Genomic DNA, 11,187 nt, shown 5'->3' with positions numbered 1-11,187 from the left:
TCGTTGCGCGGCCAGGCGGCCGGATCAGCACGGAACCTCGGCACCGCGCCGGTAGTACCACCACCAAGTCACCGCCAGGCAGGTGCAATAGAAGGCGACGAACACGTACAGCGCCGCCTCCGGACCGCCGGTCAGGGCGATCGACGAGCCATAGCTCTTGGGAATGAAGAATCCGCCATAGGCGCCGATCGCGCCGGAGAACCCGACCACCGCGGCCGATTCGATGCCCGCCTGCCGTGTCGCCGCGGCCTTGCCCTGCGCATCGGCGCGCGACGACCAGCGCTCGTGCAGCGTGCGGAAGATCACCGGGATCATCCGGAACGTGCTGCCGTTGCCGATGCCGGTGAGCACGAACAGCGCCAGGAACGAGGCCAGGAAACCGAAGAAGTTGCCTGCGCCGTGCGCGCCGGGCAGGAAGTGCAGTACCGCGAACACCGCCGCAGCCATCAGCGCGAACACCCAGAAGGTGATCCGCGCCCCGCCCAGGCGGTCGGCCAGCATGCCGCCCAGCGGACGCGTCAGTGCGCCGACCAGCGGGCCGAGGAACGCATAGGCCAGCGCGTTGACCTCGGGGAACTGGGTCTTCATCAGCATCGGGAACCCGGCCGAGAAGCCGATGAACGAACCGAAGGTGCCGACGTACAGCCAGCACATCAGCCAGTTGTGCTTGCGCCGGAAGATCAGCGCCTGCTGAGCGAAGGACGAGCGCACGCTGGCGATGTCGTTCATGCCGAACCACGCCGCGACGACGCAGGCCAGCAACAGCGGCACCCACAGGAAGCCGGCGTTCTGCAGGAACAGTGCCGTGCCGTCCTTGACCTGTTGCGGCGCGCCAGACAACGCGCCGAAGATGCCGAAGGCAATCACCTGCGGCACCACGAACTGCGTCACCGACACGCCCAGGTTGCCCAGCCCGGCGTTCATGCCCAGCGCGAAGCCCTGTCGCGCCTTCGGATAGAAGAACGAGATGTTGGACATCGAGGACGAGAAGTTCGCGCCACCCAGGCCGCAGCAGATGGCGATGGCCACGAACACCCAGTACGGCGTGTTCGGATTCTGCACCGCGAAGCCCAGCCACAGCGCTGGGATCAGCAACAGGGCGGTGGACAGCGCTGTCCAGCGGCGCCCGCCGAACAACGGAATCACGAACGAATAGAAGATCCGCAGCGTCGCCCCCGACAGGCTCGGCAGCGCCACCAGCAGGAACAGCTGGTTGGTGTCGAAGGCGAAGCCCGCGCGCGGCAGGTTCACGCTCACCACCGAGAACAGCATCCAGATCGAGAACGCCAGCAGCAGCGAAGGGACGGAGATCGCCAGGTTGCGCGTGGCGATGCGCCGGCCGGTGCTTGCCCAATAGGCCGGGTCCTCGGGACGCCAGTCCTGGATGATGCGGCCGCGGCCGCCGCCGGGATTGTGAGTTGCGACATCTGCTTGAACAGTCATGGCCGTCACCTGATGAATTGGACTTGCGGCAGATGCGGAGATACAGCTCCCATCGCCCCACGGCCATTGAGCCATCACCGCGGCACCAGGCCGTTGATCGAAATCAATCCCGCCGCCTCCAATCGGATATCCATGACAAATGTCAAACGGCGCCGTCGCCGGAAAAGCCGATCTGGATGCCGGTCACGGCCTGCGCTTCGGCATTGCGTCCGCGTGCGGTGCCGGTCCGCGTCCGCGCGCTGTCGCGCACATCCACTTCGAACACCATCCGCAGCGCGCTTTGGCCGTTTTGCTGCGCCGCCGCCTGGAACTGGAGCCCGTCGCGGCACGGCAATCGCCCGCAGTAGGCCTCCACCGCCGCGCGTGGCAGCGCCACCCGCCAGTGGGTCGGCGTGCCACCCATCGCCGCCGTTTCCAGTTCGGCCAATACCAGCGTCTGGCACAACGAAGGCCCGCCGGGGATGCACAACCGGTTCGCCACTTCTCCGCCCCCCAGCAGCACGGCCAGCTCCGCCTCGTCCACCCGGAACCGCAAGGTCTGTGCCTGGTGTTGCAGCTTCATGGATCGCTTCTCCACGTCAGTGATAGCGCAGCCGGGCGCATCGGCTCAGCGGTTGCGAAGGGATGGCCCCACAATCGACGCTCACTGCATCGCGCGCCGCAGCACATGGCGCCGTCAGACATCGGTCAACGCCATGCCGTCCGCGGCGACATCCCGGTCGTGGCGATGCGCATGCACGGACTCGCGCTCGGTGTCCGCCGTTGAGGCGGGAACCAGCGCCGATTCGCACAAGGTGCAGCCTTCGCTCCACTCGCTGCTGCCGTCCTGGTAGTGTTCCCGCTTCCAGATCGGGCTGGTGTGCTTGACCGCCTCGATCACCCGCCGGCACGCGCGGAACGCTTCGTCGCGATGCGGCGAGCCGGCCGCCACCACCACCGCCAGTTCGCCGATGGCCAGCCGCCCCCTGGCGTGCGCCACGTACAGTTTCAGCTTTGGCCCGATGTCGGCCAGCGCCTGCTGCATGATGCGCTCGAAGCCATTGAGCGCCAGCGCATCGAACATGTCGTAGCTGATGCCGGTCACGACGCGGCCATGATTGAAGTCGCGCACGCGGCCGATGAAGACGGCCAGCCCGCCGAAGCCGGGGTCGGATACGAAATCGATCGCTGCGGCCGGATCCAGCGCCGCCAGCGCGCGATCGACGACCTGCGCATGAAGGATGCCTGCATGTGCGTTCATCCCGCTCAACCTCCGCTCACCGGCGGCAGCACCGCCACTTCGCCATCGGCTGGCAGCGGATCGCGCTCGTGCAGGATCTGCCGGCTGTCGGCGAACGCCGAACAGCGCAGCAGCGCCGGGCGGAAGCCCGGAACCGTGGCCTCCAGGCGCTCTTGCAGCACCGCGCGCAGATCGGCCATGCATTGCCCGGCCGCAAGTTCGAATTCCAGCGGCTGGCCGGCGGCGTAATCGGAAAGCGCGCCGAACAGGCGCACCGAAATCTTCATGACTGTTTCTCCCAGGATAGTTGCACGGGCTGCCAATGGCCCAGGCCATACACTTGCACCGGTTCGTCCGCGGCCACGTCGGCCACGCCTTCCGGCACCACCAGCCACGCATTGGCCGCCAGCAGCGGCCGCAGCCGGAACGAGTGCTGCTGCGGCAGGATCGCAGCGCGCAATTGCCCGCTGCGATCGCACGCCACCACGCCGCTGCCATGGAAGCGCAGCGCTGCCGGCTTGGCGATCGGCATGCCCGCCGGCAACCACAGCGGCTTTTCCGCAGCCAGGCCAAGCATCGCGCGCAGCGCCGGTTCGACGAAGAAGCGCAGGCCTACCGCGCTGGACACTGGATTGCCGGGAAGGCCGAAGTACAGCGGCCCCTCCGCCAGGGTGGCGAACAGCAGTGGCTTCCCTGGGCGGATCGCCACCTTGTGGAACCCGATCCGCGCGCCGCGCTGGCGCAGCGCCTCGGGCACGAAGTCGTAGCGTCCCTGCGACACCGCGCCGCTGCTGAGTACCGCATCGGCGCCCGCTGCCAGCGCAGCGTCGAGGGCGGCATGGAACTGCGCAGGTTCGTCGCCGACGATGCCCTGCCAGACCACCTCGGCACCCGCCGCGCGCAGTTGCGCGGCCAGGAATGGACGGTTGCTGTCGCGGATCTGGCCCGAGGCCAACGGCTGTGCCGGATCGCCCACCAGTTCGCGCCCGGTGGCGATCACCGCCACCCGTGGACGCCGCCGCACCAGCACCTGCGCCACGCCCAGCGCTGCCAGCATGGTGGTCTGCGGCGCACCCAGGCGCTCGCCGGCGGGCAGCACCGGTTCGCCCACGCAGACGTCCTCGCCACTGCGGCGCACGTGCTGGCCCGGCTGCACCGCGGCCAGCAGGCGGATCGCCAGCGGCCGGCCCTCGGCCCGTGCAAGCACCTCCACCTGCTCCACCGGAATCACCGCATCCAGCCCGGCAGGCACGGGCGCGCCGGTCATCATTTCCCAGGCGCCATCGCCGGCGCGGCATTGCGTATCGCCGGCCGCCTGCCAGCCGCCCACGGCGAGTTCCACACCGGCAGCCAGTCCCGCGCTACTGGCATGCACGCCGAACCCGTCCATCGCCGAGTTGTCGAACGGCGGCAGCGCAGCGGCGCTGACCAGCGGCTCGGCCAGCACCCGGTCTTCGGCCGCAATCGCCGGCACGGCCTCCATCCCCAGCAACGGAACCGCCTCGCGCACCATCGACAGCGCCTGCGCATAGCCGATCATGGATGCCGCCCTCCATCGAGCATGCGCAGCGCGTGGCCGAGCACCGGCGCAAGGATGTCCATGCATTGCGCCGCCGCGCGCGGGCTTCCGGGCAACGCGAACGCCAGCATCCGGCCTACCTGCACGACCTCGGCACGGCTGAGCCAGGCCAGCGGCGTATGTTGCGCGCCGAGCGTGCGCAGCATCTGCGCCAGCGCCTCGACACGGCGGTCGGCGACGCATGCGAAGGCCTCCGGGGTCAGATCGCGCGGACCCAGCCCGGTACCGCCGGTGCAAAGGCACAGCCGCACGCCCGCGTCCGCCAATGCGCGCAGGCGCGTGGCCAGCGGCTCGATGCCGTCGGGCAGCACCTCGCTCGCGGACACCTGCGCGCCCAAATGCCGCAGCCCATCCACCAGTACCGGGCCGGACGCATCCGCATAGAGGCCGCCGGCGGCACGGTCGCTGAGCGTGAGCACTGCGCACGGCACGCCGTCCAGCGCCAGCGGCGCGCGCGGCCGGAAGCGCGCCTGCTCGGACTCGCTCATGCCATCCGGATGCCGCCACAGTCCGCGCTTGCCGCCCTCCTTGAACAACAGGCGGACGCCGCCAAAGGTCAGCGCCGGTTCGACCGGCTTGCTCAGGTCGTACAGCGTCAGCAACGCCGCGCTGACGCCGGCCAGCGCCTCCATTTCCACGCCGGTACGCGCCTGGCTGGCGCACTCGCAGTACACGCGGATCGCATACCGCTCCGGTACCGGCACGCACAACGTGCGTACCAGCTCCAGCGGCAACGGATGGCACAGCGGCATCAGCGTCGAAGCCGACTTGGCGCCCTGCAGGCCGGCGACTTCCGCCAACGCCAGTGCGTCGCCCTTGGGCAGGCGCCGTGCGACGATCATCGGGTACGCCAGTGGCCCGGCCATCAGCTCGCCGACCGCCACCGCACGGCGCGCGGTCGGACGCTTGTCGCGGATGTCGGCCATGTGGAAGGCCGCTGCGGAATCGCCGTTCATGGTTTCAACCTCCGATCGATGCCAGGTGCGGGGTCAGGCCCGTATGTCCCTGGTGCAGGCCGTGTCCGGCCGCCTTGAGCCCCAACTGCGTGGCGATACGCATCACCAGCGCATCGTGGTCCGCATCGGACTGCAGCAACGGCCGCAGCGCGATGCCGAAGTCGCCGAACAGGCACAGCCGCAGATCGCCGCGCGCAGTGACCCGCAAGCGGTTGCAACCGGTGCAGAAATCCCTCGAGTACGGTGCGATCACGCCGATGGTGCCGCGGAACTGGGGATGCGCGTACTCCCGCGCCGGCCCGGCGTCGGCGGCGCGCACGCGCAGGCGCCACCCCGCCGCCTGCAAGCGCAGCTCGAGCTCCTCCGCACGCAGATGGTGACGCTCGAAATACGCCAGATTGTCGCCGGTGCGCATCAGTTCGATGAAGCGCACGCTCAGCGCGCGCTCGCGCAGATAATCCAGCCAACACGGCAGCTCATCGTCGTTGCAGCCGCGCAGCAGCACCGCGTTGACCTTGACCGACTCCAATCCCAGCGTCAGCGCCTGTTCGATGCCTTCGTAGACCTCGGCAAAGCGATCGTGGCCGGTGATGGCGTGGAAGCGTCCAGCATCCAGGCTGTCCATGCTGACGTTGAGCGCGGTCAGCCCGGCCTCGCGCCATGTGCGCACGTGCCGCGGCAGCAGGCAACCATTCGTGGTCAAGGCGATCTTGCGGACACCGCGCACCGCCGACACCGCAGCGATCACCGCCGGCAGGTCCTTGCGCAGGCTGGGTTCGCCGCCGGTCAGGCGGATCTTGTGCATTCCCAGCGCGGCAAAACCGCCTACCAGCCGCCGGATTTCCGCGATCCCGAGAAAGCGGGATGCGCCGTCGGCGCGGTAGCCGTCCGGCAGGCAGTAGCTGCAGCGGTAGTTGCAGGCTTCGGTCAGCGACAGGCGCAGATAGGGAAAGCTGCGCCCGTAGCCGTCGGTGAGGCTGCCCATCATCTGTGCTCGCTCGTCTGATTCACTGGCTGGCCGCGCGGCGACGAGATCCCTCCGCCTTCCGCCCCTGTTCCCACTGCGCATAGCTTTGGGCATGCGACCGGCGTGCACCATGATCTTGATCAAGAAACCCTGTGGTTGCCGCGTGCATGCTGTAGGCGACCGCCATCACCCACGAGCACACCATGCTGACCAGTTTTTCCGACCTGTTGCGGGCCGCCGGCGCTCAGCAGGAGCCGCAACGCCTGTTGTTGGTCTTCGTTCGCACCGACCTGCCTGCCTCGGCGACCGAGGTGCAGCGGCAGCAACACCGATCGGGGCAGGGCGGCACTCTTGCACCCGTGCTGTGCGTGGACAAACTGCCTGCGGAGATCGCGTCGTTCCAGGCATTGCTCGCCGAATCGGAACGGACCGGCATCGCGTGGGATCTGCTGTTCGTCGGCGGCCTGGCTGGACGCGCAGGCGTGACGCCCTCGGCCGACGAGGCCATGCAGCCGCTGCGCTTCATGGTCAATGCGATCAACGAAGGCCGCATCGACCGTTTCGCCGCATTCGACCGCCAGGGCGTGCCGGTCCGCTTCGGCTGACGCCGCGCCATGCGGCGGCCGCCCTGCCGGCCGCGTGCGAAGACTAATACAGCTCGCGGTGCAGCCGCCCTTGCCCTGACAGCGCATGCCAGGGAGCCTGCTGCGATGCGTCCGCATCTATCAGCCCACCTACGGCCTGCTCCACCACGCCCTCAAGGTGTCGCTTGTTTCCGCACAGATAGATGTGCGCGTCGCGCCGCAGCAGCCCGGCGAGATAGTCGCCGTGTTCGGCCATGGCGTCCTGCACGTAGTACTTCGCGTCGGTGTCGCGCGAGAAGGCGGTGATCAGACGGTCCAGCACCTTGCCGTCGCGCAGCGCCTCGAGTTCGTCGCGATAGAGGAAATCCTGCTCGCGGCGCTTCTCGCCGAAGATCAGGCAGATCTCGCGGCGCCCGTCGCTGGCGGCGGCTTCGCGCATCAAACCCATCAGCGGCGCGACGCCGGTCCCGGTGCCGATCAGGATCAGCGGGCAACCCGGATCGGGCGGCAGGTGGAAGCCCGGATTGGCCCGGCTGAAGATACGTACCCGTTCGGCGCGATCGCTCAACAGCCAGCCGGTGCAGACGCCACTGCGAACACGGCCGCCGCGCGTATAGCGCACTTCGCGCACGCACAGGTCCAGGCTGTCCGGATCTGCCCGCGACGCGATCGAATAGGCGCGCGGCAGGCATCCAGGCAACAGGTCGGCCAGGCTCGCCAGCGGAACCGTGTCGGGCGTGCAGTGATCCTCGAGCACGTCGAGCAGGTCCGCCCCGTACAGATACGCTTCCAGCGCGGCGCGCTGGCTGATCTTGGTCAGGCCCTTGAGGATCTCGCTCCCGCCCAGCCGCGCCAGCTCGCGCAACAGCGGCTTGCCGATCTGGCGCAACTCCTTGCCGCGCAGAGTCGGTACTGCCTCGGGTTGCCCGTACCAGGACGCCAGACGTCCGAGCAGGTCCTCGTCGTTCTCCGGCACCACATGCAACGTGTCACCGGCCCGGTAGACGATGCCGCTGCCGGCGATATCCAGGCGCACATGCCAGGCCGCCGGATCGCTGGCGCTGAGCCTGCGTCGCTCCATCACCGTGGCCGCGAACGCGTTGGCCTCGCCATAGGCCTTGACCTGAAGGTGCAGGTCGCGGCCTGCCTGCAGGTCGCCATGCAACACCCGCTCGAGCACGGGCAGCCAGCGCTCGAAGAAGGCAGCGTAGTTGGCATCGGCATCGACCCTGTTGACCAGGGCGGTCGCCAGCCGCTCGGCGAGCAGCGCGTCGAGCGTCTTGCTGAAGCCGCAAAAGCGCGGATAGGCGGTGTCGCCCAGGCCGAAGACCGCATAGCGCAGGTCCGGCAACGTCCGTGTCTGCCTGAGCGCGTCCAGGAAGCGTTCGGCGTTGCCCGGCGGCTCACCGTCGCCGAACGAACTGCAGACGATCAGCAGGGCATCGTGCGGCCCCAGGCTGGCGAGATCGATCTCGTCCAGCGCCAACACCACGGGACCGTGCGGCTGCAGGAACGCTTGCGTGCCCAGGCGTTGCGCGAGTGCGCGCGCATTGCCCGATTCGGAGCCGTAGCCGACCAGCACGCGCGCGATGGGGGGCGCAGCGCTCACTTGCCGGCGTAGTAGTCGTCGAAGTATTCCTTCGCCGCTTCCACCGCCTCGAAGTTCGTCATCAGATCGTTGACCACGCGGCGGATGCTGATGTAAGCGTTGATATTTCCCTGCTCGTCGTACAACGGCTGCACGGTGGTATCGACCACGTAGAGCACGCCGCCCTTGCCCAGATTCGGCACGATGCCGGTCCAGACCTTGCCGGCCTTGATCGTGTCCCACATGTCCTTGTAGACCGCCTTGGGCACGTCCGGGTGACGCACGATGCTGTGCGGCTGCCCGATCAACTCTTCGCGCGCGAAGCCGGTCAGCTGGCAAAACAGGTCGTTGGCATAGGTGATGGTGCCCTGCAGGTCGGTGGTGGAGATCACCATCACCTTCTCGAGGGAAGACAGCAATTGTTCTGGAGCGAGCGCGATGCCCATGAGCGATTCCTTGGGAATGGAGTTCGGAAGAGCCGGCGTCCGGATGGCGGATCCTCGCCATGTTGCGGGGATCCGCATGCCCGACGCTGCCGGACTCTTGCTGAGAATCTTTATAGGCTGCCGGCTCAGGCGATGCGTTGATCTAGATCAAGCCCGAGCCGCTTGAGCCGCCGTTCGCCCGGCAGCGGCGGCGCGGCACGGGCAACGCATGCCGGCAGCGACGCGTAGCCGTTCATGCGATCACGCTGCCGGCTGCCGCTGCACAGCAAGCGCATTGCGCCAGTGGCCCCTCCGCATGACGCGAGCACCCTGGATGGCGTTGTTCTTGTAAGCATAAATTGTCCGCGATCTAAAGGCATAAGATGTCCGCCAAGGACCTACCCACGTCCGTCCACCATGCACTGCCGGATTGCCATGCATTTCCGGCTAGCAGGATGCAGGCATCACGCCCTCAGCTGCGCTACAGGCGCGCCTAGACCCGCCAATCAAGCCAGGGAACTTGCGAGGTAAGCGGCGCCCTCCTCCGGTTGCTTTCACGGCAGCGGGGTCAGGCCTGCGTGCAGCACTCCCAGGCCGTCGGCCAGCACGGTGGCGAGGCGGTCGCGCAGCTGGTCCGGTCTCCCGCTGGCCGATCGCGGTGATCTGCGCCAGCAGCCCAGGGCGGTGTCCAGTCCGGCTTCCATCTGCTTCAGACACACGCCAGTCTCGGCGTTGCCGGCCTCGATGGCGCGTTGGATCGGCGCAGCGCCCCGCCAACGCGGCACGGACGACTCTGCAACGTCATGGCAAGCACAACGCGCAGGCGCTCCGGGACCGAAGCTGTCATGTATCAGCGTGGGATGCCGCCGGCCGTCCCTCGGGACGCCTGAAATCCTCGCCGGAAAGCCGGGATGTCCCGCGTATGGATTGGTCCTCCTATTTCAGGCACGATCTGCTCACGGAGGACGGATATGGTCATGAAGTTCAACGGGAAGCCGTTCAAGGCCGATGACTTCCAGAAGGCGTTGCACAAGGCCGCCGCAAAGCTGGTGGGCGACCACCTGCGCGAACGGGTGGCTTCTGTTCGCGATCCGGAAACCGGGCGGTTCGCCACCGTGATCGTCGACGGCGAGCACTTAGACGACATGAGTTTGCGCATCGAGGGAACACCTGCCGTCCTGGATCAAGTGCGCCAGGATCTTAACGTGGAGGCCGATGTGGAGGATAACGAACGCGACCAGACCGGCGCAGAAATTCCGCCGAAAGTCTTCCTAAGCTTCGGCTGGGAGGATCACGACCTGGCAAGACGAATTGCGGAAGCCTTGCAGCGAAATGGCATATCGACGTGGTGGTCGGAGTGGGAGATCATGATGGGCGATAGCCTGCGTCGCAAGATCGACCAGGGTATTGGCGACTGCACGCACTTCATCGTCCTGCTGACTCCTACATCGATCAGCCGGCCCTGGGTGCAGGAAGAGATGGATGCGGGCTTCGTCCAGAAGCTCGGCCGGGGCGCCAAGTTCATCGGCCTGCGCCATGGACTGGAGGCATCCCGGCTGCCGCCGCTGCTTGCCGGCTCGCTTTCGCCCGAGATAGACCGGGAGCTAACCCAAATCCAGCAGTTGATCAACGACATCCATGGCATCTCGCGAAAGCCCGCTTTAGGGCGAGCCCCTGCCCAGACTTTGCTGCCGAAGACCCGCTACACGTCGGCGGCGATGGCGATCGCCGAGTACTTCGTCAAGAAAAGCCACAACGGGGAGTTCGGCGACGTCAGCGACGACGAGGAGTGCATCGCACAACACACTTCGTTGTCACGCGAAGACGTCACCGACGCGCTCCACGAACTGCGGCGCTGGCTCAAGATCGACTACGGCACGGTGATTGTCCGGGATACGTTCTATGCCGAATTCGACCGCTACTGGAAGCCTTGGAACCCGGCCGAGGATGCACTTAGGCTCGCTGCGGATACCGTCAACGATGCCAGCTTTCCCAGGGCGCCCGATCAGATCGGCCAGCGCTACGGATGGGAGCCGCGGCGCCTAAACCCGGCCATGGCCTATCTCGAAGAGCGTGAGGCCGTGCAGTTGTCGAAAGCTCTTGCGACCAGCCCTTACATCTGCTTCGAGATTCGGCGCAACGACGCGACCAGGCGCTTCGTCCGCAGCCGCGTCTGAAGCGACAGCATGCAGGAACTTATGTGCCTTCCCCCTAGAGCCTTGCGCCGCCCCCGCAGGCGGCCGGGCTCCGGGTTTCGCGCGGCCAGCGACGCCTGGATCAAGAGCCGTTTTTTCCCGAAGGATTGCTGCGGAGCTCGAAAGTTCCACCAGCAACTTGCCGCGCTCCAGAACGTACGGGGAAGCGACTCCGGGGAGCGCGCACAACAACGCCAACACCAGTCAAGTATCGTCCTGCACTGAAGTAAA

The 11,187-nt window shown here is 67.2% G+C and carries 11 protein-coding genes and 1 pseudogene; 2 read left to right on the top strand and 10 right to left on the bottom strand.

Annotated features, from left to right (window positions below):
• Window positions 1-24: 24 nt before the first annotated feature.
• From J2Y70_RS03810 to moaA, 7 genes are all read right to left on the bottom strand, one after another.
• Entirely contained in the window at window positions 25-1,443 is a 1,419-nt protein-coding gene (locus J2Y70_RS03810) for a NarK family nitrate/nitrite MFS transporter (RefSeq protein ID WP_263395925.1), read from the bottom strand.
• A gap of 142 nt (window positions 1,444-1,585) precedes the next feature.
• A complete protein-coding gene (locus J2Y70_RS03805) occupies window positions 1,586-2,005 on the bottom strand; it encodes a hypothetical protein (RefSeq protein ID WP_179567638.1) in 420 nt (139 codons plus the stop codon).
• 114 nt (window positions 2,006-2,119) lie between these two features.
• Window positions 2,120-2,683 (bottom strand): molybdenum cofactor biosynthesis protein MoaE, encoded by a 564-nt coding sequence (locus J2Y70_RS03800; RefSeq protein WP_179567640.1) that lies wholly within the window; start codon window positions 2,681-2,683, stop codon window positions 2,120-2,122.
• Window positions 2,684-2,688: 5 nt separating this feature from the next.
• The gene (locus J2Y70_RS03795) at window positions 2,689-2,949 is read right to left on the bottom strand and encodes a MoaD/ThiS family protein (protein ID WP_218848162.1); all 261 of its coding nucleotides are present in this window, start codon (window positions 2,947-2,949) and stop codon (window positions 2,689-2,691) included.
• Window positions 2,946-4,202, bottom strand: coding sequence for a gephyrin-like molybdotransferase Glp (gene glp / locus J2Y70_RS03790; protein ID WP_309913510.1), 1,257 nt, complete (start codon window positions 4,200-4,202; stop codon window positions 2,946-2,948). The genes J2Y70_RS03795 and glp overlap by 4 nt, the downstream gene beginning before the upstream one ends.
• Window positions 4,199-5,197, bottom strand: a complete 999-nt coding sequence (gene moaCB / locus J2Y70_RS03785; protein ID WP_263395928.1) for a bifunctional molybdenum cofactor biosynthesis protein MoaC/MoaB — start codon at window positions 5,195-5,197, stop codon at window positions 4,199-4,201. Before moaCB ends, glp begins: the two co-directional genes overlap by 4 nt.
• Window positions 5,198-5,201: 4 nt before the next feature.
• Window positions 5,202-6,182: a GTP 3',8-cyclase MoaA gene (gene moaA / locus J2Y70_RS03780; protein WP_179568085.1), complete on the bottom strand. Its 981-nt coding sequence runs from the start codon at window positions 6,180-6,182 to the stop codon at window positions 5,202-5,204.
• Window positions 6,183-6,367: 185 nt separating this feature from the next.
• Between moaA and J2Y70_RS03775 the strand changes: the two genes are divergently transcribed.
• Window positions 6,368-6,769 carry a ribonucleotide reductase subunit alpha gene (locus tag J2Y70_RS03775; RefSeq protein WP_179567646.1) on the top strand — a complete coding sequence of 134 codons (402 nt, stop codon included), beginning with the start codon at window positions 6,368-6,370 and terminating at the stop codon, window positions 6,767-6,769.
• Between the two features lie 43 nt (window positions 6,770-6,812).
• On the opposite strand, the gene J2Y70_RS03770 is transcribed toward J2Y70_RS03775, so the two are convergent.
• The 3 genes and pseudogenes from J2Y70_RS03770 to J2Y70_RS03760 form a co-directional block, all read right to left on the bottom strand.
• Window positions 6,813-8,330: a sulfite reductase flavoprotein subunit alpha gene (locus J2Y70_RS03770; RefSeq protein ID WP_263395929.1), complete on the bottom strand. Its 1,518-nt coding sequence runs from the start codon at window positions 8,328-8,330 to the stop codon at window positions 6,813-6,815.
• 23 nt (window positions 8,331-8,353) lie between these two features.
• On the bottom strand, window positions 8,354-8,776 hold the full coding sequence (locus J2Y70_RS03765) for a PAS domain-containing protein (RefSeq protein ID WP_206256775.1): 423 nt from the start codon (window positions 8,774-8,776) through the stop codon (window positions 8,354-8,356).
• A 542-nt stretch (window positions 8,777-9,318) separates the two neighbouring features.
• A pseudogene (locus J2Y70_RS03760) lies at window positions 9,319-9,570 on the bottom strand (formyltransferase family protein); the annotation flags it as partial.
• A gap of 168 nt (window positions 9,571-9,738) precedes the next feature.
• Here J2Y70_RS03760 and J2Y70_RS03755 point away from each other — a divergent pair.
• Window positions 9,739-10,938 (top strand): toll/interleukin-1 receptor domain-containing protein, encoded by a 1,200-nt coding sequence (locus tag J2Y70_RS03755; protein ID WP_309913505.1) that lies wholly within the window; start codon window positions 9,739-9,741, stop codon window positions 10,936-10,938.
• Window positions 10,939-11,187: the final 249 nt, after the last annotated feature.

Source organism: Xanthomonas sp. 1678, assembly GCF_031455575.1.
Lineage (GTDB): Bacteria > Pseudomonadota > Gammaproteobacteria > Xanthomonadales > Xanthomonadaceae > Xanthomonas_A.
The sequence above is the reverse complement of the archived record's forward strand: the minus strand, read 5'-3'. Positions and strand labels throughout refer to the sequence as shown.

Coding starts and splice junctions, on each gene's coding strand:
- J2Y70_RS03810 (WP_263395925.1), bottom strand. CDS start 1,443: ATGACTGTTCAAGCAGATGTCGCAACTCACAATCCCGGCGGCGGCCGC.
- J2Y70_RS03805 (WP_179567638.1), bottom strand. CDS start 2,005: ATGAAGCTGCAACACCAGGCACAGACCTTGCGGTTCCGGGTGGACGAG.
- J2Y70_RS03800 (WP_179567640.1), bottom strand. CDS start 2,683: ATGAACGCACATGCAGGCATCCTTCATGCGCAGGTCGTCGATCGCGCG.
- J2Y70_RS03795 (WP_218848162.1), bottom strand. CDS start 2,949: ATGAAGATTTCGGTGCGCCTGTTCGGCGCGCTTTCCGATTACGCCGCC.
- glp (WP_309913510.1), bottom strand. CDS start 4,202: ATGATCGGCTATGCGCAGGCGCTGTCGATGGTGCGCGAGGCGGTTCCG.
- moaCB (WP_263395928.1), bottom strand. CDS start 5,197: ATGAACGGCGATTCCGCAGCGGCCTTCCACATGGCCGACATCCGCGAC.
- moaA (WP_179568085.1), bottom strand. CDS start 6,182: ATGGGCAGCCTCACCGACGGCTACGGGCGCAGCTTTCCCTATCTGCGC.
- J2Y70_RS03775 (WP_179567646.1), top strand. CDS start 6,368: ATGCTGACCAGTTTTTCCGACCTGTTGCGGGCCGCCGGCGCTCAGCAG.
- J2Y70_RS03755 (WP_309913505.1), top strand. CDS start 9,739: ATGAAGTTCAACGGGAAGCCGTTCAAGGCCGATGACTTCCAGAAGGCG.